A 20754-nucleotide genomic window follows, 5' to 3' on the forward strand; every position below is an offset into this window, starting at 1 on the left:
ATGTAAATCATACTGGAACCCTATCGATAAACTTTTTTCATTTTATTTTACATATTTTTTCTTCATTATTCGGAGTTCTTCCGACTATGTCACCTATTTGATTTCTCTCAGCCTCAATATGATATGTAATCCAAGTTCTCTTTTTTCCTATGTTCAAATGACTAAGCACTATTTATACTTACTATTTGCACTTGTCAAATCAAGATAAGCATCCATACTTTTCGTCCAAAGCAACGATAAGTCAAACCTTCCCAATTTGTTTAAATCTTCTATGCTTTTTTTGAACATTGCGATAAAATCTCTTCTGTCGTTAAGTCCCATATTACCAGCTTCAAGCGGCAGAGACGTGAAACCTCCCTGCTTTTCCACTTTGTAATGTGCCTCCAATGCACGCATTTCGACTACTGTAGCATTTGATGGATTAACATCATTGATATAAATTCTTTGCTCAAACTCTTTCCCGTTTTCATCCACACCTTTCGCTAACACCACAGGATTTTCATCCGTCGAATCATCCGCATATTTAAGACAATAAGAAAGACCTGTACCATTACCTCCTGTCCACAACATATTATCTGTTGTAAATATCTGATATACCTTTGGTGTTTCTGCCGTATAAAATGTCTTTTCCCCAGATGCAGGAGTTTTCATTTGATTACCTTTTTGTTGACCGTATGATGAAGATACGGTATTCAGGCTAGAACTAATGTTCATATTTTTGTTTCTCCAATCAGCTCAAAATTTTCTCTTTTTAATTATTCAAATATACCTGATATGTTAAATTTTAGTATCAAGCGTTGCCTGTGCAGGAGATTTCCCCGACTCTGCCAATTCTCTTGTAACACTATCTAATGCACCATCTTTGATTGGCTTACCAATTTTCCAGTTAGGATCAGCCTTTTTTGCGGCATCATAAAATGCCTGTCTGTAAATTCTCTCATATTTTTCAAGCGTATACCCGGCAGCCAATCTGTCCTTTTTCTGCATTTTGCGATACAAATTGTTATATACCTCGGAACGTTTTGTTGTATCTCCATTGTGGACACCGTTTTCACGCAGGAACTCTTTTTTTGTCAGTTCATACATTTCTTCTTTGCTGCTATCCGGAATTGATATGATCCGTTTTCTCGAACTTTCATTTTCATCTGTCACTAAAAGTCCTGCCAGTCCATTTACAGGGTTGATATAATCTCCATCCTTGTCATAATGACTCATCAGATTTTTTATTCCCTGAATATTGCCATACATTGCACCATTTCCAGCAGACATCATTTGTTTTACTGCGGCTTTATATTGTTTGCTGTTTGTGTTAATCCCGGCAGCTTTTAACTTGGACTGAACAGAACTGCTGTTCAACTGGGACAACTGAAAACTGCCTATTGCATTTACTCCTGATGTCCCAAATGATTTTTGAAACAAAAAAGCATAATCCGTTATTTTTGACATAAAACATCCTCCCATATTAAACCTGTTATCTTACCTATATCCTTACGCTTTCCTATCAAAAGACGTTTTCTCTTCCAAATAGTTCGGCAGTTCTTTCAATTCTGAGCTTTGGGCATTCTTTTGCGTATGGTATTCATTGAAGTAAATTCCGTAAAATTCTCTTTCCTTTTCCCGCTCAGCCGGAGTTCTTTCGCATCCCCATCCATAACTATCTCCCAGATAGGTCAACACTTTTGTTCCTTGATAAGAAATGTCGGCACCATATCCTTCGCCTGTCAGAATCGGACATTCCAGTGTGCCTCCTCCCGCCAGAGCAAACTTCTTTTGCGCAAGGTTGTTATTTTTCCCCTCTGCCCTCTCCAGAAAATCGAGCAATGATAATTCTCCGATTCCTTTGCATTTCGGATTACCATTTTGACTTTTTACCGCATTTTTAGCCTGCTGATATAATGCCTTTCTGTCAGGGGATACATCGGATATGTATTCTGCACATAACCTTGTTCTCTGCCTGTGAATAGATTCTAATTCCGTTTTACTCGTAGTGTTGGCAGCTCTCTGAGCCAGTTCCTTAATCTCAGAGACAAACTCTGCCTGTGACTTATTGCTTTTCCCTGCACTTGGAATCATAGACCAATCAGGTTCTCCACTTCTCAGCGATACACTATATTTTGTAATAGCAGAACTCGTTGCATTTGAAATCGATATTCCCATGAATTCACCTCATATTTTCTACCTTCTCTGCATATATTTTAACCTCTATATATACTTATCCATTTATCATATTCATTCTTTAAAATTCTCATAACATACTTATTTCCTCTATTTTTTTATCGGATAAAATAACCTGTTCTCCTAGTCCCATATCATCAAACGACCATATTACGCACACAAAGACCATCTCTTTACAAGATAACCACAGCCTTAAATTCATTTTCATCGCAGGAAAGCACCATATCACCGCCATATTTATCCACAACTGCTTTTACATTTAACAGCCCAATGCCGTGATGATCCCCTCTTTTGCTCTTTATCGTGTCATTTTCAATTTCCACCTTTTCTGTCACCGGATTTCTCACCGCAAATATCAGTTTATGATCTTCGCACTCTAATTTCAGATGAATGACCGCTTTTCCGGTATTTTTCAGTACCTTTTCACTCTCCCGGATTGCATTATCCAATAAATTAGAGAGCAGAATCACAATCTCTTCCTCCTCCAGACAGATCTCCTGCAGATCCCCTACTTTCAGGATAACCGCTATGTGTTTCTCCTGCATGCTGCGGTACTTCTGGTTTAAAACAGCATTGACCACCGGATGATTTGTGTTGATTGCCGACATCTCGACAGCTATGCTCTCTGTCAGCTTCTGCGTAAATGAAAGTGCCTCATCTGTGTGTCCATTCTTTATCAACGTTTGGATCGTAGAAAGCTGATTTTTATAATCGTGCATTTTTCTTCGCTGACGCTCATAGATTTCTTCCCGGTCCTGATAATCTGCAATACGATTTTTCTGATTTTGTTCCGTAAGTACCGCAATTTTTATTCTCTCTTCTTTTTCAATGGTATTCTGCATGAACTCCATAAGGATAAGGTTAATCGCAACCAGTCCCACCGAAAGAAATAAAAATACATTCTGCATATCATCGTTTTCTGAATAAAACATAAGAATGAAACCGACCACCGTAAATACAGGAACACAGAAAAACTGTAACCATTCTTTTCCTGTAATCAGACCGCAGCTTTTTCTTGTCTTGCTAAATCTTCTGATAAACAACATCAGAATGATAAAAACCGTCTTTGATATCAGTGCCTGTAAAAACCATTTTTCTTGGATTGAACCTCCTCTTCCCAGCAAAACAGTCACATAATCAATCAATACAAGCATTGTATAGTTGATGATTGAAAACAAAAAACTCTGCCGGAAGGAAACTTCATAATAAGCCAGATTCAGGAAAGACATAACCAGTATAATCGGGATACATTTTAACATTCCGATCCATGCCCCTGTGACTGCTACCAGATAAAGCACTCCGCAATAAACAAAAAATCTATATCTGTTCCTATATCCGCCATCTCTTTTTTCCATAAAAGTATCAAAAAAGTATAGCGTTCCTTTTACTTCCAGCATTTCCGCAATAAATGTCAATACCCAGAATGTCATGTTATTCTTCTCCCTTATACAGCATATATTCCCTCTTTACCTGTGCATATCGTGCCTTGGGAACCGGAATCTTTTTTCCCGTGGTAAGTGTCATCACATAACCGCTGATTTTTGTGATGTACCTCATATTTACAAGAAAACTTAGATGTGCCCGCACGAATCCCATATCCTTGAATTCATTTTCTAGTTCATCCAGTTTTTTATAAATCTGAAATGTCCCTTTTTCTGTATAAAATACATTTTTGTGAAGCTCTGTTTCTATATAAATGATGTCATCTGCATAAAGTTTTATCGTTCCTTCCACAAAACGAAATTCGAGAATCCTACGGTTTTTATTAATTTCTGCTATCAAATCATCCATACATTCTTCTATAGTATCTGCAAGGTTATCTTTCAGCAGAAAACGGCTTGCTTTCACCTTATATCCATCCAGTGCGTAATTCATGTATGCCGTCACCAGCACAACCGGAAGTTTTGGATATTTTTCTTTAATCCTCATAGCTGTTTTCAGTCCATCCATCCCCTGCATATTGATATCCAGAAATAATAGCTGACACGCTTCCAAAGCCGATTGTTCTTCGCATAACTGTTCTCCGGATTCATATTCTGTAATAGTAAACTCATAATTCTTTTTTTCACCATAGTCTGACAGCAAATCTGACAAATTTTTTCTGTCATCTATCCTGTCATCACAAATAATAATGTTCATATTTTTCATTCCTGTCTTTGATTGCTCTCATACCTGTAAACCATACAAGTCTCACCTAGCACTCTTTATTATATCAAACAAATCTTTCACTCGATCATTCTCTGCATCAAATGACTATTTTGCGCATAGAACGACTATCTCCTATAGAAACGCAGAAGCACTGTATCTCAAACTCTTTGAAATACAATGCTTCCCTGCATTTTCTATATCGTCATGTTGATACCACTACTTTATGAATCCCCCACATGATCCATCTGATAATACTTCAATTCTTAGTTTTTTCCAAAAAAATATTGATGTTTCATATCGCCAACTGTATTTTCTTTTCTCTGTCCTTCCCCCTTAAAGTGAAAAGTTCCCTGCACAGGCCACGGTGAACCATACCATAGTCCACCTGACCGGCGCAGTAATCCCTTTGTGCCTATTTTATGATTTCATAGAGCAGGCTGCTCTTTCCTCCATTTTCACGCCATCTCTGCTTTTTCTGTATAAATCCTGCACACTCCAGATCGCGGATTGCACGCTTGACCGTACTTACAGACAGGTGCAGCTCTCTGGCAATGGTACCGATTGCCGGATAGCATGTCCTCTCCCTGTCCGCACGAGTCTCCAGATACAGATAGACCGCCACCGCCCTGTGTGGCAGCTCCGTTTCATAGATTTCTTTCCTAGTATAAATGTTTTTAATTAACTCGACTCAATAAGTATTCCATGATATAATCTTCATATAATTGTATAGGGAGGTCATATTCATGGGCAGAAAAGTAAACACAATAACACTAACAGAGGAGCAGCGTTCGTATCTTGAATTACAAACTCGTGCTAGAACAATACAGGCACAAACCGTGTGTAGAGCAAGAATACTGTTGTTACGTGCTGATGGTGTTTCTATTAATGATATTGCTGATAAAGTAGGCATCAATAGATGCAGTGTAATGTTGTGCTTGAATAAATTCAAAGAGGGCGGTGTCGAAAACGCCTTGTTTGATGCTCCCGGTCGTGGTCGTAATGCTGAAATAACCGATGACGAAAAGACGTGGATTATAAATATCGCATGTCAGAAGCCGGTTAATCTTGGCTATTCAGCAGAAGTATGGACACGTGCCCTTCTCACAAAACATATCAATAAGTTTGCAGAAAATGCAGGTTATACAAGGTTATCAACTATAAGTCAGTCAAAGGTTCGCACAATACTTGAAGAGGCAGATATTAAGCCTAACAAAATAACTTATTACTATGAAAATCGTGATCCGGATTTTGACCAAAAGATGCACAATGTCCTTCTGGTATATAAACAGCTATCATTACAGTTCGATAAAAAAGGACAACTTCTTCCATTTTGTGAAGATGATCAGGTGGTGCATGTACTCTCTTATGATGAGAAACCTGGAATCCAGGCAATTGCCACCACATCAGAAGATATCCAGCCGGATAATAATCATAAGACCATAAGCCGAGATTATGAGTACAGGCGTCTTGGAACCATTTCACTGCTTGCCGGAATAGATTTGCAAACAGGTGAGGCGATTCCACTCGTTAAAGAGTCCCATAACAGTAAGGACTATATCGAATTTCTTAAAAAACTTGATAACAAGTATCCAAAATCAGATAAGATTCGTCTGGTGTTGGATAACCTTAAAGTTCATTCTTCTGAGGAAACCAGAAAATACCTCGCAACCGTACCAGGAAGATTTGAATTTGTATTTACTCCAAAGCACGGTTCATGGTTGAATCTTGTTGAGGGCTTCTTCAGTAAACTTACTCGCCAGATGCTCAAGGGCATTCGTGTAAAAACTAAGGATGAACTTGTGCAGCGTATATATAAATACTTTGATGAAGTAAATGAAGAACCTGTTATATATCATTGGAAGTACAAACTTGAAGAAATTGATCCAAATGAAGAAGTGGTGGTTGATACGTTGCCAGTCAAAAAGTCGAGTTAATTACTGACAGCTATACTAGTGTCAACCCTGCCGAGTAGACCAATTCCCACTTGGCTATTTGCAAGCATCAAAAAAGGACTTTCCGCAAGACTTCATATACCTTTTAACGATAGCCTCTGAGAAAGTCCTTTATCTGCTACACTCTATTTACCTGTCAGGGTTCACCTTTGACATCAAAACTACCGTCTCCACATGTTTTGTCCAAGGAAAAAGGTCCACCGGCTGGCACTCTCTTGCCTCATACCCATGTTTAGTCAGATATTTTAAATCTCTTGCTAAGGTTTCCGGATTACAGGAAATATACACCACGCGTTTCGGTGCAAGACGGACAACCGAAGATAAAAATGCCTCATCACTGCCTGCTCTTGGCGGATCCATGAATACGACATCCACATTTCCATCCGGCGTTGCTCTTTTTCCTGATTTTCCAGAAGCCGGTGTCGGATTTTTTTTCTGATCGTCACGGTATTCTGCCATTTCTACCATAAACTGTCCTGCATCGGCATTGTAGAACTGGGCATTTTTGATATCATTGCGTTTTGCATTGGTCACGGCATCTTTCACTGCATCACGGTTTAATTCTACACTGATGACTTCTTTGGCTTTTGACGCTGCGATAAGACCAATCGTTCCAATACCGCAGTAAGCATCCACGATCCGCTCTTTTCCTGTCAGTCCGGCATATTCGATTGCTTTGGTATAAAGTATCTCTGTCTGCACCGGATTGACCTGATAAAAAGATTTCGGGGAAATACGGAATGTACATCCACAAAGTGTGTCCTCAATGTAGCCTTTACCATAGATTACCGTCTCTTTTTCTCCTAAAACCATGCTTGTTTTTTTGTCATTGACATTAAGGACAACGGTTGTGATCTCCGGATGGAGCTTGCGCAATGCTTTGACAAAATTATTTTTTGACGGCAGGATTGGCGAACCGAGTACTAATACCACCATGACTTCCCCACTGTGAAAACCACGGCGAACCAATACATGACGAAGCAGACCATATCCGGTATCCTCATCATATGTTTTGATCTTAAAAGAACGTAAAAGTCCTCTGATATCACGGATGATCGCGTCCGCTGTTTCATCTTCAATGCGGCAGGAATCAATGTTTACCACATCATGCGTTCCTGCTTTGTATACACCGGAGATAACTGTCCCACCTTTTGCTATGTCAAATACCGCATGCACTTTGTTGCGGTAATGATACGGATTTTCCATTCCGATGATCGGCAGTACTCTGCAAAATCCACCGACATTTTTTCTGACATATTCCTGCTTTTCTTTGAGCTGTTTTTCATAGGAAAGTCCCTGATAATCGCAACCACCGCATTTTTTTGCATACTGGCACATGTCTGCGTTCTGCTTCTTCGTGATCATTTTTTCCGACGTGTTTTTTCCTGATACTTTTTTCTCTTTTACCGATTTTCCATGATCCGTTTTTTCTTTAAATGCTTTAGTCACTGCATACTTCTTTTCCATTTTTCCGATGGTTCGCTTTTCTGCTTCCTGCTTCACTGTTTTATCAACCGCATATTTTTTCTTTCCCATTTTTCCGGCGGTTCGTTTTTCTGCCTCCTGCTTCATTGTTTTATCAACTGCATACTTTTTCTTGCCTGCAGCTTTATTTTTCGCTATGTCTTTATTTTTAACTTTACTTTTGTTCCTCATTGCACTTTTATTTTTCATTGCATTTTTATCTGCCATTTCAATCCTCCATTCTTTTCAATAAAAACAACACTTTCATTGACATCTCATGTTTACGCACAAGCACAAATCCTGCGCACAATCCTCAATCTCTCATCGTGCTCTGTTCCTCGCTCTGCACCAAGACACAGTATTCCTGCTTTTCACTTGTCCCTCAAACCTTTCCGCCTCACGACTCTTCCACACACTGACTCGGAATGTTCAGATAGGACTCTCCCCAGTTACACATGGCATTTAGGATCGGTGACAGGCTCTCTCCAAACTCCGTCAGGTTGTACTCTGTTTTGGGCGGGACAACCGGATAGACGGTTCTTTTGATAAGTCCGTCTTTTTCCAGTTCCCGAAGTTGCTGTGCGAGCATTTTATCGGTGGCTTTCGGTATCTTTTTATGAAGTTCACTGTAGCGGAGCGTTTTTCCCATCAGATGAAACAAAATGACCGACTTGTATTTGCCGCCGATCAGGGAGATCGTCGCCTCCACCGGACAGTTAAATTCCTTATTCATAGATCTATTTCTCCTTACTTACTTTTTCGGAAGTATATATCAAAAAAGTGCATACTTGCTTATATTCTGCATTTCCATATAATTATAGACATGAACGTTCAGAAACACAAGATAGAATCCGAAATAAACAGGATTATCCCAGCGAAACCGCATGAAATTCAATTATGTGCAAAAATCAGCTCAAGCATGGAGGATTAGCGTGAAAAATAAGATTTTTCACACGCAAGATCCGTGCTTACACACAAACTCAAGATGCGCAAAAAACAGCTCAAGAATGGAGATTATCATGGAATTATTAGAGATTGCAAAAAAGAGACATTCTGTACGAAAGTACACAGGAAAAGAAATTGAACAGGAAAAACTGGATAAAATCTTAGAGGCTGCCCACGTAGCACCGACCGCCGCGAACATGCAGCCGGTACGCCTTATAGTCGTAAAAAGCAAAGAAGGACTGGAAAAAGTCGGAAAAGCAGCAAATATTTATCAGGCACCGGCTGCCATTGTCGTCTGTGCCAATAAGACAAAAGCCTGGAAGCGTCCGTTTGACGGCAAGATCACAACCGACATCGATGCCTCGATCCTGACCGACCATATGATGCTTGAGGCAACCGAGCTTGGTCTTGGCAGTGTCTGGATTTGCTACTTTAACCCGGACATATTAAAAGAAGAACTGAACCTTCCGGAAAACTTAGAACCGGTCAATATCTTAGCACTCGGATACAGTGATGAACCGGACGCATCCACAGAACGTCATAAAGATATGCGCATTGACATGGATGAGCTGGTTTCCTACCTTTAAAACAATAAACTGTTTCATAAGCAGACCTGTGATTTTGAATCATCACAAAAATTGCCAGGATCATGTACCGTCTCCAGAAGTCGGATTTTAATCCGACTTCTGGAGACGGTACATTGCCCTGGCAATTTCTTTATCACTTTTCTATTCAGGTGCTTACCACTCAGACTTACCACTTTTCTTACCACTTTGAATCACGGTTTTGTGATATTTTGCGATACTTTACGAGGTTTTCTCTGTCAACGTCAAATGCCTTCCATCACTTATCAATCAAGCATTTCCACCACTTCCCAGTCCTTACTTCTCATGACGAACGCCTAGCGTTCGTCTACGACCTGGAAGATATAGAACTTCAAGTAATAACTCTCCGGCACATTCTCAGAATTTGCCCAGAGAATCGGATGGTCCGGCGCCTGTGTTCTGAATTCCACCTGGCGGAGTCTCTTGTGTGCTGCCTTTGCCGCCTCTTTGACTGTTTTTGCCAAAAGTTCCTGTGTCATGAAATGGGAGCAGGAACAAGTTGCAAGATAGCCGCCGTCTTTTACCAGTTTTAAGCCTTTCATGTTGATCTCACGGTAACCTTTGATCGCGTTTTTCGTTGCCTGGCGCGACTTGGTAAATGCCGGCGGGTCTAAGATGACAACATCATACTGCTCGCCGCTCTGCGCCAGTTTCGGCAGTTCATCGAGCACATTCGCACAGCGGAAATGAACGGTATCCTCCAGTCCGTTTCTGCGCGCATTTTCGTTTGCCTGCTGCACGGCATACTCGGAAATGTCAAGACCTGTGACATCCGCTGCCCCTGCAATTCCGGCATTTAAGGCAAATGTTCCCATATGGGTAAAGCAGTCTAACACCTTTTTCCCTTTACAGATCCGCTGCATCGCAAGGCGGTTATATTTCTGGTCTAAGAAAAATCCGGTTTTCTGTCCGTTTACGACATCAACCAGATAACGGACACCGTTTTCTGTAATCTCAACGTTAGTGTCAAATTCCTCGCCGATAAATCCTTTTACCTTTGGAAGTCCCTCTTTGGTGCGCTCATTGGCATCGCTTCTCTCATAAACGCCACGCACTTTGATGCCGTCTTTTCCAAGTTCTTCCTTTAATAAGGAAACGATCGTCTCCTTAAACTGCTCCATGCCAAGTGCTAAGCACTCTACCACAAGTACGTCCTCATATTTATCAATGACAAGTCCCGGCAGGAAATCTGCTTCCCCGAAGATTACACGGCAGGATGATGTATCGACCGTTGTTTTGCGGTACTCCCATGCATTTTTTACACGCATTTGTAAAAATGCGCGGTCGATCTCCTGATCCACATGTCTCGTCAGCATGCGGATGCGGATCTTTGAATTGGTATTGATAAATCCTTTTCCCATCGGATAGCCGTCAAAATCATGCACAACTACGATCTCTCCGTTTTCAAAACTTCCCATGACCGTATCAATCTCGTTATCAAAAATCCATGCACCGCCTGCCTTGATCGTTCTTCCTTCACCCTTTTTTAATGTCACAACTGCACTCATTTTCCATCCACCTTTCTCACGCTTTTTCTTTTCCATAATTTACAACATAAATCTCCACGCAGACCAGCACCAATGCCACCAGGCACAGCAAAGCAGTGCACCGATCCACACCACAATGGTTTTCTGCATCCATTGTTCATTTAATTGCATTTGTTTTCCTCATTTCCTGATTTTTGCATTTACCCATTGTAGCACATTCCATGCTGCCTATAAAATATTTTTTAAACAAAAACTGTTTCTTGTAACTGCCTGCCATGTCCGATATAATAAATACTATAAAAAAGCAGACTATATTTTTTCATACGACATATACAGCACTACATATATCTGTTGTGAATCATTATAAAAAACATACACAAACAGGGGGACTTTCCATGGCTACGATAAGTTTATGCATGATCGTAAAAAATGAAGAAGCGGTTCTTGCCCGCTGCCTCGATTCAATTGCAGATCTTATGGATGAGATCATCATCGTAGATACCGGTTCTACGGATCACACAAAGGAGATCGCTGCAAAATACACCAGTCAGATCTATGATTTTAAATGGACAAGCGATTTTTCCGCGGCGAGAAATTTTTCTTTTTCCAAGGCAAACATGGATTACATCTATACCGCCGATGCAGACGAGGTTTTAGATGAATTTAACCATGAGCGTTTTCTGCGTCTGAAAAATGCACTGCTGCCGGAAATCGAGATCGTTCAGATGAAATATGTGACGGACGCTGATTTTGACACCGTTTTAAATGCAAAAAAAGAATACCGTCCGAAGCTGTTCAAACGTCTGCGCACCTTTACCTGGGTCGATCCGGTGCACGAGACAGTAAGACTTACTCCCGTGATTTTTGACAGTGATGTTGAAATTTTACATAAACCACAGAACTTTCACAGCAAACGTGACTTCTCTATTTTCATCAAAAACTTCCAGAGTGGTCACGAGCTTTCTCCAAAAATCCGCACCATGTATGCCAAAGAGCTGTTAAAGACTGGTGATACAAAAGATTTCTGGGATGCCAAACCGATCTTTCAGTATATCTTAGAGCATGACCTCTCCGATGATGCGATGAAAGAAGCCTCCTGCGTACTCGCACATGTATACCGCCTAGAGGACAACAAAAATGAATTTTTCAAGCTGACGATGAAGGATATGCTGACCACTCCATGTTCCGAGATCTGTTATGAACTTGGCACCTATTTTCTTGCACAGAAGGATTTAAATGAGGCTGTTATCTGGTTTTACAATGCCGCCTACGAGACGGAGAGCATCTTAGATGTCCACACCAACGGCGATCTCCCACTATACGGATTGGTCGAATGTTATGAACTGCTTCTCGCCGAGGCAAAATCGAATATCCCTTCGGATACCATGCTGGTTTCAAGCTATGAGGAAGCGTTGGAAAAATACCGCCGTGAGTCGCAGAGCTGGACGATGCCGGTAGAGAATTAATTGAGTTACTGTTCACTCGCAAGCTTGACACTTGCTGTCAAGCTGTGCGCCAAAGACTATATCATGCCAGATTACAGCCCCATGCATCGAAGATGCATTTAAAATGGGCTGTAATTGTTACTGCTCACACAGTATGTGTGAACAGTAACTTAATTGACTTGTCAAACCCTCCATAAAGTGTTAGGATAAGACTATGGTAAATTTTTAACAATCTTTTTATATCATGATTTTTAACAATTATGAGGAGGTATTTGTGATGGATTATTCACAGGAATACAAACAGAAACTTGTATCTGCCGATGAGGCGGTAAAATTGATCAAATCCGGTGACTGGGTTGACTTCGGATGGTGTACGAACACCGTAGATGCCCTTGATCAGGCGCTGGCAAAACGTACCGATGAGTTGACAAACGTAAACCTGCGCGGTGGTATCCTTTTAAAACCGTTAGCTACTTTCGCACGCGAGGACGCCGGTGAGCACTTTACATGGAACTCATGGCATATGTCAGGTATCGAACGTAAAATGATCAGCCGCGGATGCGCTTTCTATTCACCAATCCGTTACTCCGAACTGCCACGTTACTACCGCGAGCTTGACTGCCCGGATGATGTAGCAATGTTTCAGGTAGCTCCGATGGATTCCCATGGATATTTCAATTTCGGACCAAGTGCCTCCCATCTCGGTGCAATGTGTGAGAGAGCAAAACACATCATCGTAGAGGTCAATGAAAACATGCCGCGCTGCCTTGGCGGAACAGAATGCGGAATTCACATTTCCGATGTAACATATATCGTAGAGGGTTCTAATCCTCCGATCGGCGAGCTTGGTGCCGGCGGTCCTGCAACAGATATCGACAAGACGGTTGCCAAACTGATCGTAGACGAGATTCCGAACGGTGCATGTTTGCAGCTTGGTATCGGTGGTATGCCAAACGCTGTCGGTTCCCTGATCGCGGAGTCCGACTTAAAAGATCTTGGTGTCCACACAGAGATGTATGTAGATGCATTCGTTGACATCGCAAAAGCCGGAAAGATCACCGGTGCAAAGAAAAATATTGACCGCTACCGTCAGACCTACGCTTTCGGTGCAGGTACCAAGAAAATGTACGATTACTTAGACGACAACCCAGAGCTAATGAGTGCTCCGGTTGACTATACCAACGATATCCGTTCCATCTCTGCACTCGATAACTTTATCTCCATCAACAACGCCGTTGATATCGACCTCTTCGGTCAGGTCAATGCAGAGTCAGCAGGTATCAAGCAGATCAGTGGTGCCGGCGGACAGTTAGACTTCGTATTAGGTGCTTATCTGTCAAAAGGCGGCAAGAGCTTTATCTGCCTGTCCTCGACCTTTAAGACCAAAGACGGACAGGTACAGTCAAGAATCCGCCCGACATTGGCAAACGGTTCCATCGTAACTGATACCCGTGCCAACACACATTATGTTGTAACGGAATATGGTAAAGTAAATGTCAAAGGACTTTCCGCTTGGCAGAAAGCCGAAGCATTGATCTCCATCGCTCACCCGGATTTCCGTGACGAGCTGATCAAAGAAGCAGAAAGAATGCACATCTGGAGACGCAGCAACAAATAGATTGCTTGTAAACTTTATAATTCATAGGATGTAATTTCCTATGAATTATAGAATGGACGCTCCGCGAACATTCTATTATCACGAATCAAGAAAAAGGCAGAACCGCTTCATCCCCGGTTCTGCCTTTTCTTCTTATACTGTCACTCTTTGTTTTTTCAATAAATTCCACCCCAGCACTGCCATAATAACTGCTGCCACAACTCCGGCGGCAAACAGATACTGCACGATATTTTCCAGACCGATCTGTTCACCAAGCTGATGCATCTTTGCTGCCATCACTTCATTTTCACTCAATTTGACCGGCACAAGTGTGAGAAACATCCAGATCGCCCATACTACCCAGAATGCTTTCATGCCAAACCTAAGGATCACAGCCCCTAAAAACAGTTCAACAACCGTCATTCCAACGATAACCGCAAGAAGATATTTCCACTGAAAATACTGTGTAACATCCAGTATAATTTCACACTGCGGATAGATCACACTGATTAATGCAAGTTCTATCTTTCCAAGTACAAACAGTAACAATTCCAAGCCTGCAAGTTCCACCATATTAAACAATGCATAGCTTCCCACAAATGATTTTCTTGTTGCGCCCATAGACAGCGCCATATTAAACTCTCCAACAAATGAAAATGTGATTCCAAAGAAATGCATAAATACCAATATAATCATCCCAATCAGCATTCCAAGCGTTACACATTCTTTTTCCACGGTGTTTGCCCGGATAATCATCATAACAATGATTCCAAACACATAACCGCCAAATGCAGCCACAAGGAACTGCAACACTTCCATCTTTCTTGTTTTACACTGTATCAAAAAATTTTCGATCATTTTTCACACCCTGCGCCTTTCATATCGTCCCGGTTTTCTGCACAAATTTATTACACACGAACTTCATACTTTGACACAACACGAAGCATCATGACCAGGCTTATTACATAAAACACTGCCGCTGCAACTGCACCGATCACAAGCACTCCTGCAACAATACTGCCGGACAGGCTTTCAACCCATGCGATCACCGTATCACAAAACCCGACTCCTGTAACAAAACCGGCACCCACAAAAAATACCACTGCTATCGTTATAATAATTCCTACCGCCATTCCCTTTTTTCCATAATGCATCTGCAATACAGCACAGATCTGTCCGAATGCTATGCAGAAAAGGAACGCTTCCGCAATCAGTATATTTTTAAAGCCTTCCAATCTGCCAACTGACATATAGCCTGTAAAAAGGATAAACAGATATGACGTGACTGCATAGACTGCATACAAAAGCTGTGCTCCCCATGCAGCCTCTTTTCTGCCAGAGCCAAAGGAAATGACCATCGGGATATACGCACCTGCATAACTGATTGGTCCGATGTAATTAAACATAATTCCTATAAGGATGGCAAAAAGATTGGCATTTTGCCAGAATCCATCGTCGGCACTGTTACCCAGGCTGAAAAAGAAGCCATACAATATAACAAAACCCATAAGGATCGCTGTCATCTGCACGCCATATTTCCCCCAGAAAAGCAGATTCCTTTTTATTATCATTTTAGACTGTTCCATTTTCCATTCCTCCCGCTATTTCCTAGTCATCTAATCCGCACAGTGAAACAAATAATTTCTCCAGGCTGATTGGCTGTATCGTCACATCATAACCCTTTGGCAGCGCCTGGTCTTCTTTTAAAAGTATGGTCACACTCTTGCTGCGTCCCATTTTTTCCTCGTGATGTTTCTCATATCCTTCCGTCGCCCGGTCTACCACTTCCGCAAGTCCGCTGACATGGTAACTTCTCTCCAACAGATCCTGTGTATTTTCTTTCAGCAAAAGACTGCCATCCTTAATCATAATGACCTCTTCCATCAGGTCTGCTGCCTCCTCGATAATGTGCGTGGATATCACAAAAGTCCGTCCTGTCTCTGTATACTCTTCCATCAGTTTATGGTAAAAGTACTCGCGCATCACAACATCTAACCCCGCCACCGGCTCATCTAAAAATGTGAAATCCGCTTTGCTGGCAAGTGCAACAATGATCGTTACCATGGAAAGCATACCTTTTGACATTTTGTTGATGCGCTGTTTCGTGTTCAATTCAAACTTCTCGATCAGCTCATCTGCCATCTTCTGATCCCAGTTCGGATAATAATAAGATGCATTCTTTAAATACTCTTTTACTTTTAAAGCACTGGCACCGCTTCCATACAGGTTGGTCGACAGTTCTCTCGAAAAGCAGATATGATCTAATGCTTTTCTATTTTCCCAGACCTTTTCACCATTCCATGTCACACTTCCCTCTGTCGACGGATTCTGCGCGGACAAGATTGATAACAGTGTTGTTTTTCCTGCACCGTTTCTTCCGATCAGACCATAGATTTTTCCTTTTTCCAGTGTAAAATCTATATTTTTTAAAACCTCTTTTTTCCCATAACTCTTATTGACATTGCTGCAAATGATTGCTTCCATTTTATTTTCCCCCTTTTATTTATCTGCTGACTGAATCATTTTAATGACCTCATTTTTATCAAGTCCTAAACTCGCTGCTTCCTCTAATAACTTTTTGACATAGTGCGTATAAAACTCATTTCGTCTGCGGTTTAAAATGTTTTCTTTTGCCCCTTCTGCTACAAACATGCCGATTCCTCTTTTCTTATATAAGATTCCTTCATCTACCAATATATTTACGCCCTTTGCTGCGGTCGCCGGGTTGATCGCATATAGCTTTGCCAGCTCATTGGTACTCGGCACACGCTCTTCCTCCAGAAGAATATCCCTCAAAATATCTGTTTCGATCATTTCTGCGATCTGCAGATAAATGGATTTCTCCTGCGTTAATATTTCATTCATGCATAATGGCTCCTTTCTCAAATTTTTATATTTCGTCACTTCGTTATTTAGTTATATGGTTCATTACTTGTGTAACTAACCATAGCACCAAGATGTGATATTGTCAACTATTTTATTCAAAAAATTTTTTATAATAAAAAAGCAACACCATCATAACTGATCTGTAAATCAGATCGTTATGTGTGTTGCTTTAAACATTCCCCTTTTATTCCTGCGTTCTGCCCCCGGACATCCGCTCACGGATCTCCACTCCGGTCGGTGTTCCGGCAAGTCCACCTTTTCCTGTCTCCCGGATATCTTCGGACATGCTTCTTCCAATGCTTCGCATCGCATCGATCACTTCATCCGGCGGAATTTTACTGAATATGCCGGCTCTCGTCAGATCGGCAGAAGTCAGCGCATTGACTGCTCCCATCACATTTCGTTTGACACACGGCACTTCCACTAATCCGGCAACCGGATCACAGGCAAGTCCCAGCAGATTTTTTAATGCCAGTGCTGCCGCATTTGCGATCTCTTTTGCACTGCCTCCTAATAAGTGCATGACACCGCCAGCCGCCATCGCAGATGCCGAACCTATCTCCGCCTGACAGCCGCCCGCTGCACCAGCTAAAAAAGCCCGCTCTGCGATCACGCCGCCGATGCCTGCTGCCACAAACAATGCCTCCACCATTTTCTCTTCGGAATATCCCTTTTCTTCCTGCAGACTCAGAAATACTGCTGGAACAACACCACATGAACCAGCCGTCGGCGCCGCCACGATACGCTTCATGCAGGCATTCGACTCACTGGTTTTTAATGCCTTTTCCATGACTTTCCCAATAAAATCGCCGCATAGTAAATTACCCGCAGCCCTTGCATCCATCATTTTTTTGCCCTCTGTGCCGACAAGCCCGCTCTCGGATTTTAATTTTTCATCATAACGCTCGTCCGCATCCTTCATTGCCTGATACATCGCGCGCATCTGCCCAAAAGACACATCCTCCGTGATTCCCTGTTCCCGGCAGTCATCCTCCTGCACGATCTTCCAAAATGGTTTCCCGGATGCTTCTTCTAATTCACATAATTCCTGTAATGATCCATACATAAAAATCTCCATTCCTGCGTGTGAAAAATGTTATTTTTCACACTACTTCCAACTTTCTATGATATATTTTGATTAATGTATCAAAAGGTGTATTAATCTCTACTCTTCCACCAGACTGCAATACGTTACCTTTAATATACCCTCTAAGCGCTCTAACCATGCAAGTGATTCTTTCGGCACTTCCTGATCACACTCTATGACCATGACAGCATTGCCGCCTCTGCTTTTCCGGTAAAGCTGCATTGTGGCAATATTGACGCCTTTATGGGCAAGCATGGATGTTACCTCGGTAACATGTCCCGGCTGGTCGATATTATGCACGATCAGTGTCGGATAATCGCCACTGAAATTGGCAGTGATCCCGTCAAGCTCGCAGATCTGTATCCGCCCGCCTCCGATCGAAGCTGCAATCACTTCAAGTGTACGCCCGGAAATACCTGTCAGATTCATTTTCACCGAATTTGGATGAACATCACCGAGGTCGATCCCCTCTAGGGAAAATCTCATTCCTCTCTTCTCCGCAATCCTGAAACTGTCCGGTATTGCCGGATCATCCACCTGCATTCCTAATAATCCGGCAATCAGCGCCTTATCTGTGCCGTGTCCCTTGCCCGTCGCAAGGAACGAACCATGAAAGTATATTTTTGCTTCTTTTACTTCTTCCGCCAGCAGTTTACGGCTGACTCTCCCGATTCTGACGGCTCCCGCCGTATGCGAACTGGACGGGCCGACCATTACAGGTCCGATGATATCTAACAGGTTCATATCTTATCTCCGTTCTCATAAGTATTTACTTATGTTTTCTATAATTTTATCCTATTTGAAGTTATATCAAATTTATGATACATTTTAATTGCTATATACACACACACATTTATAGCATAGAAAAGAACAGTATTTCCACCGTAGAAATCCTGTTCTTTTTTTATGTAATAGGAAATTTTACTCTACCTCTCATCATTCCCATATTGACGTACAATATCCATAAAATCACGCAGTGGATCATTCCAAACCTTATGTGGATGATATACCAGATTTAAGTTTCTTCCAAGACAAATATCTTCTACTTTTATTTCCACCAGACGGCCAGCCTTTAAATATTCCTCAATCAGAAAATATGGCAGTACCGAAATACCAAATCCATCTTCCACCGCCTGTACGAGTACTTTTGTGCTCCGGCTCTCCCATAAAGGTTCGATTACGCAGTCTTTTGTCCTTAAAATAGCTTCAAACCGGTCACGTACACCGGCTCCCTTTTCCCGCAAAAGAAAAGTTTCTTTTTTCAGATCCTCAAACCTGACATGCTCCATGCCCGCCAACGGATGACCGGGTGCTGCAACAACAAGAGTCCTGTCCTTTGCAAACGGCTCCTGTATATAGTCCGTCTCACCAGGCAGATCTTCCATGATACCCAGATCGATCTGATGCGTTCTTAAAAGTTCCATCAGCTTTACCGATCCACTGACAATCACTTTCACACGAATGTCCGGATATTTTTTTTCAAATGTACGGATAAATCCACGCAGCATTTTTACTCCAACCGAAAGGTTTGCACCGATACGGATCGTCCGCACACCTTCCGTTTCTTTCAAATGCTGTTCTAAATCATGATACAGTCCAAGGATATGACACGCATACTGATAGAGCAGCCTGCCGCTCTCCGTCGGTACTACTTTGCGGTTATAGCGCTCTAAAAAGCAGACACCGCTCTCCTGCTCTAACTCCTTGATGGTCTGGCTGACTGCGGGCTGTGTCATATAAAGTTTTTCGGCTGCCTTTGTCATGCTTCCTTCTTCACATACTGTACGGAAAATGGTCAGTTGTCGGTTATTCATAGGCATTATCCCTCAACAATAAAATATCTTTTGCATCCACTGCCAGACCAGAAGGGATTGGTCCTGGCGAATCTTCCTGCTCTGTTTTTGCTATTTTCCACTGAAGCCATCCACTCTCTTTCGATGGGCGGAATGAAATATTCCACTCAAACGTATCCTCAATGATGCGGTATTCCTCTATCCTTAAAATATTCATATCCTGAACAGGCTCTGCATCCACAGGATAAAACGAATGTGCCCGGATACCAACCGCTTTTGTGTCCTTTGGAATTTCCGGAACGCACAGAGTTATCCCCCAGTCCACCGCTTTTATATGACTATTATCCACAATTTCCACTGCAGAAATGTTCTTACATCCGGATAACACAGCCGCTGTCTTTGTTTTCGGATTATGGAAAAACTCTTTTGTCTCCTCAATGACTTCCATTTTTCCATGATCGATACAGCTTACCATATTACACAGACGATAAACCTCATCACGATTGTGCGATACAAAAAGTACCGGCTTTTTCACCTCTGCTAACATATCACGCATTTCCTGCTCTAACTCCCACTTGAGATAACTGTCAAGCGCAGAAAACGGTTCATCCAAAAGCAGAATATCCGGCTCTGAAGCGATCATCCGCGCCATCGCTACACGCTGTTTCTGTCCACCGGAAAGCTGCGTGGGGTAATGTTTTTCAAGTCCTTCTAAGCGGAAACGTCTGATATAAGACTTTACTTTCTCTTCATCCGGACATTTTCCCATACCAGCTTTGATATTCTGTTCCACTGTCATATTGGGAAACAGGGCATAATCCTGAAACATATAGCCGACACGACGTTTCTGTGGCGTAAGATTGATCTTTTTTGCAGAATCAAATAATACCCTGCCGTTTAATTCGATCCGTCCCTCGTCCGGTGTCTCAATTCCGGCTATGCACTTTAGTGTCATACTCTTTCCACATCCGGATGCCCCAAGAATCGCAAATACGCCACGCTCTGTCTCGAACGCGACGTCTAAACAAAAGCTGCCAAACTTCTTTTTTATATTTACTTTCAGACTCATTCCAATCTCCATTTAAAATAATGCACTTGCCTATACTCTCCATTGATCACATGAAAAATGCCTGCGTTTTTCCGCATGAAACTTAGTACTTCTTCACGAAA

The 20754-nt window shown here is 41.9% G+C and carries 21 protein-coding genes; 4 read left to right on the top strand and 17 right to left on the bottom strand.

The annotated features are described in order from the left end of the window. Positions 1 to 168: 168 nt before the first annotated feature. The 6 genes from H8S51_RS17020 to H8S51_RS17045 all read right to left on the bottom strand — a co-directional run bounded on the left by H8S51_RS17020 (position 169) and on the right by H8S51_RS17045 (position 4993). The gene (locus H8S51_RS17020) at positions 169 to 714 is read right to left on the bottom strand and encodes a hypothetical protein (RefSeq protein WP_055040309.1); all 546 of its coding nucleotides are present in this window, start codon (positions 712 to 714) and stop codon (positions 169 to 171) included. Positions 715 to 777: 63 nt separating this feature from the next. Then, complete coding sequence (locus H8S51_RS17025; protein WP_109258908.1) at positions 778 to 1446, bottom strand: DUF3879 family protein; 669 nt, start codon at positions 1444 to 1446, stop codon at positions 778 to 780. Positions 1447 to 1488: 42 nt separating this feature from the next. Next, on the bottom strand, positions 1489 to 2157 hold the full coding sequence (locus tag H8S51_RS17030) for a hypothetical protein (RefSeq protein WP_117465419.1): 669 nt from the start codon (positions 2155 to 2157) through the stop codon (positions 1489 to 1491). Between the two features lie 191 nt (positions 2158 to 2348). After that, positions 2349 to 3605, bottom strand: a complete 1257-nt coding sequence (locus H8S51_RS17035; RefSeq protein ID WP_117833062.1) for a sensor histidine kinase — start codon at positions 3603 to 3605, stop codon at positions 2349 to 2351. 1 nt (position 3606) lies between these two features. Then, on the bottom strand, positions 3607 to 4314 hold the full coding sequence (locus H8S51_RS17040) for a LytR/AlgR family response regulator transcription factor (RefSeq protein ID WP_227701584.1): 708 nt from the start codon (positions 4312 to 4314) through the stop codon (positions 3607 to 3609). 421 nt (positions 4315 to 4735) lie between these two features. Further along, entirely contained in the window at positions 4736 to 4993 is a 258-nt protein-coding gene (locus H8S51_RS17045) for a helix-turn-helix domain-containing protein (RefSeq protein ID WP_117921155.1), read from the bottom strand. A gap of 73 nt (positions 4994 to 5066) precedes the next feature. Here H8S51_RS17045 and H8S51_RS17050 point away from each other — a divergent pair, with 73 nt between their 5' ends. Continuing rightward, a complete protein-coding gene (locus H8S51_RS17050; RefSeq protein WP_186899205.1) occupies positions 5067 to 6257 on the top strand; it encodes an IS630 family transposase in 1191 nt (396 codons plus the stop codon). 147 nt (positions 6258 to 6404) lie between these two features. On the opposite strand, the gene rlmD is transcribed toward H8S51_RS17050, so the two are convergent. Both rlmD and H8S51_RS17060 read right to left on the bottom strand, forming a co-directional pair. After that, a complete protein-coding gene (gene rlmD / locus H8S51_RS17055) occupies positions 6405 to 7967 on the bottom strand; it encodes a 23S rRNA (uracil(1939)-C(5))-methyltransferase RlmD (RefSeq protein WP_241070794.1) in 1563 nt (520 codons plus the stop codon). Positions 7968 to 8136: 169 nt separating this feature from the next. Continuing rightward, entirely contained in the window at positions 8137 to 8472 is a 336-nt protein-coding gene (locus tag H8S51_RS17060) for a winged helix-turn-helix transcriptional regulator (RefSeq protein ID WP_006857229.1), read from the bottom strand. Between the two features lie 286 nt (positions 8473 to 8758). On the opposite strand from H8S51_RS17060, the gene H8S51_RS17065 reads away from it, so the two are divergent. Further along, positions 8759 to 9271, top strand: coding sequence for a nitroreductase family protein (locus H8S51_RS17065; protein WP_186899206.1), 513 nt, complete (start codon positions 8759 to 8761; stop codon positions 9269 to 9271). Between the two features lie 314 nt (positions 9272 to 9585). On the opposite strand, the gene H8S51_RS17070 is transcribed toward H8S51_RS17065, so the two are convergent. Continuing rightward, the gene (locus H8S51_RS17070) at positions 9586 to 10797 is read right to left on the bottom strand and encodes a class I SAM-dependent rRNA methyltransferase (protein WP_186899284.1); all 1212 of its coding nucleotides are present in this window, start codon (positions 10795 to 10797) and stop codon (positions 9586 to 9588) included. Positions 10798 to 11171: 374 nt separating this feature from the next. On the opposite strand from H8S51_RS17070, the gene H8S51_RS17075 reads away from it, so the two are divergent. Together H8S51_RS17075 and H8S51_RS17080 are read left to right on the top strand one after the other, a co-directional pair. Then, positions 11172 to 12242, top strand: coding sequence for a glycosyltransferase family 2 protein (locus H8S51_RS17075; RefSeq protein WP_241070795.1), 1071 nt, complete (start codon positions 11172 to 11174; stop codon positions 12240 to 12242). A gap of 256 nt (positions 12243 to 12498) precedes the next feature. Then, positions 12499 to 13839, top strand: a complete 1341-nt coding sequence (locus H8S51_RS17080; protein ID WP_186899207.1) for a butyryl-CoA:acetate CoA-transferase — start codon at positions 12499 to 12501, stop codon at positions 13837 to 13839. A gap of 132 nt (positions 13840 to 13971) precedes the next feature. Here the strand turns inward: H8S51_RS17080 and H8S51_RS17085 are convergent, their stop codons facing one another. The 8 genes from H8S51_RS17085 to H8S51_RS17120 form a co-directional block, all read right to left on the bottom strand. Continuing rightward, positions 13972 to 14676, bottom strand: a complete 705-nt coding sequence (locus tag H8S51_RS17085) for a hypothetical protein (protein WP_186899208.1) — start codon at positions 14674 to 14676, stop codon at positions 13972 to 13974. A gap of 50 nt (positions 14677 to 14726) precedes the next feature. Further along, positions 14727 to 15404, bottom strand: coding sequence for a membrane-spanning protein (locus tag H8S51_RS17090; RefSeq protein ID WP_186899209.1), 678 nt, complete (start codon positions 15402 to 15404; stop codon positions 14727 to 14729). A gap of 22 nt (positions 15405 to 15426) precedes the next feature. Continuing rightward, positions 15427 to 16302, bottom strand: a complete 876-nt coding sequence (locus H8S51_RS17095; RefSeq protein WP_186899210.1) for an ABC transporter ATP-binding protein — start codon at positions 16300 to 16302, stop codon at positions 15427 to 15429. 15 nt (positions 16303 to 16317) lie between these two features. Continuing rightward, positions 16318 to 16683, bottom strand: coding sequence for a GntR family transcriptional regulator (locus H8S51_RS17100; RefSeq protein ID WP_186899211.1), 366 nt, complete (start codon positions 16681 to 16683; stop codon positions 16318 to 16320). Between the two features lie 205 nt (positions 16684 to 16888). Then, positions 16889 to 17770 carry an L-serine ammonia-lyase, iron-sulfur-dependent, subunit alpha gene (gene sdaAA, locus H8S51_RS17105; RefSeq protein WP_186899212.1) on the bottom strand — a complete coding sequence of 294 codons (882 nt, stop codon included), beginning with the start codon at positions 17768 to 17770 and terminating at the stop codon, positions 16889 to 16891. A gap of 99 nt (positions 17771 to 17869) precedes the next feature. Beyond that, the gene (sdaAB, locus tag H8S51_RS17110; protein WP_186899213.1) at positions 17870 to 18535 is read right to left on the bottom strand and encodes an L-serine ammonia-lyase, iron-sulfur-dependent subunit beta; all 666 of its coding nucleotides are present in this window, start codon (positions 18533 to 18535) and stop codon (positions 17870 to 17872) included. A 182-nt stretch (positions 18536 to 18717) separates the two neighbouring features. Continuing rightward, positions 18718 to 19605, bottom strand: a complete 888-nt coding sequence (locus H8S51_RS17115; RefSeq protein ID WP_241070796.1) for a LysR family transcriptional regulator — start codon at positions 19603 to 19605, stop codon at positions 18718 to 18720. Continuing rightward, complete coding sequence (locus H8S51_RS17120; protein WP_186899214.1) at positions 19598 to 20653, bottom strand: sulfate/molybdate ABC transporter ATP-binding protein; 1056 nt, start codon at positions 20651 to 20653, stop codon at positions 19598 to 19600. The genes H8S51_RS17115 and H8S51_RS17120 overlap by 8 nt, the downstream gene beginning before the upstream one ends. Positions 20654 to 20754 lie beyond the last annotated feature (101 nt).

It is taken from the genome of Roseburia rectibacter (assembly GCF_014287515.2).
Lineage (GTDB): Bacteria > Bacillota > Clostridia > Lachnospirales > Lachnospiraceae > Roseburia > Roseburia rectibacter.

Coding starts and splice junctions, on each gene's coding strand:
- H8S51_RS17020 (WP_055040309.1), bottom strand. CDS start 714: ATGAACATTAGTTCTAGCCTGAATACCGTATCTTCATCATACGGTCAA.
- H8S51_RS17025 (WP_109258908.1), bottom strand. CDS start 1,446: ATGTCAAAAATAACGGATTATGCTTTTTTGTTTCAAAAATCATTTGGG.
- H8S51_RS17030 (WP_117465419.1), bottom strand. CDS start 2,157: ATGGGAATATCGATTTCAAATGCAACGAGTTCTGCTATTACAAAATAT.
- H8S51_RS17035 (WP_117833062.1), bottom strand. CDS start 3,605: ATGACATTCTGGGTATTGACATTTATTGCGGAAATGCTGGAAGTAAAA.
- H8S51_RS17040 (WP_227701584.1), bottom strand. CDS start 4,314: ATGAACATTATTATTTGTGATGACAGGATAGATGACAGAAAAAATTTG.
- H8S51_RS17050 (WP_186899205.1), top strand. CDS start 5,067: ATGGGCAGAAAAGTAAACACAATAACACTAACAGAGGAGCAGCGTTCG.
- rlmD (WP_241070794.1), bottom strand. CDS start 7,967: ATGGCAGATAAAAATGCAATGAAAAATAAAAGTGCAATGAGGAACAAA.
- H8S51_RS17060 (WP_006857229.1), bottom strand. CDS start 8,472: ATGAATAAGGAATTTAACTGTCCGGTGGAGGCGACGATCTCCCTGATC.
- H8S51_RS17065 (WP_186899206.1), top strand. CDS start 8,759: ATGGAATTATTAGAGATTGCAAAAAAGAGACATTCTGTACGAAAGTAC.
- H8S51_RS17070 (WP_186899284.1), bottom strand. CDS start 10,797: ATGAGTGCAGTTGTGACATTAAAAAAGGGTGAAGGAAGAACGATCAAG.
- H8S51_RS17075 (WP_241070795.1), top strand. CDS start 11,172: ATGGCTACGATAAGTTTATGCATGATCGTAAAAAATGAAGAAGCGGTT.
- H8S51_RS17080 (WP_186899207.1), top strand. CDS start 12,499: ATGGATTATTCACAGGAATACAAACAGAAACTTGTATCTGCCGATGAG.
- H8S51_RS17085 (WP_186899208.1), bottom strand. CDS start 14,676: ATGATCGAAAATTTTTTGATACAGTGTAAAACAAGAAAGATGGAAGTG.
- H8S51_RS17090 (WP_186899209.1), bottom strand. CDS start 15,404: ATGGAACAGTCTAAAATGATAATAAAAAGGAATCTGCTTTTCTGGGGG.
- H8S51_RS17095 (WP_186899210.1), bottom strand. CDS start 16,302: ATGGAAGCAATCATTTGCAGCAATGTCAATAAGAGTTATGGGAAAAAA.
- H8S51_RS17100 (WP_186899211.1), bottom strand. CDS start 16,683: ATGAATGAAATATTAACGCAGGAGAAATCCATTTATCTGCAGATCGCA.
- sdaAA (WP_186899212.1), bottom strand. CDS start 17,770: ATGTATGGATCATTACAGGAATTATGTGAATTAGAAGAAGCATCCGGG.
- sdaAB (WP_186899213.1), bottom strand. CDS start 18,535: ATGAACCTGTTAGATATCATCGGACCTGTAATGGTCGGCCCGTCCAGT.
- H8S51_RS17115 (WP_241070796.1), bottom strand. CDS start 19,605: ATGAATAACCGACAACTGACCATTTTCCGTACAGTATGTGAAGAAGGA.
- H8S51_RS17120 (WP_186899214.1), bottom strand. CDS start 20,653: ATGAGTCTGAAAGTAAATATAAAAAAGAAGTTTGGCAGCTTTTGTTTA.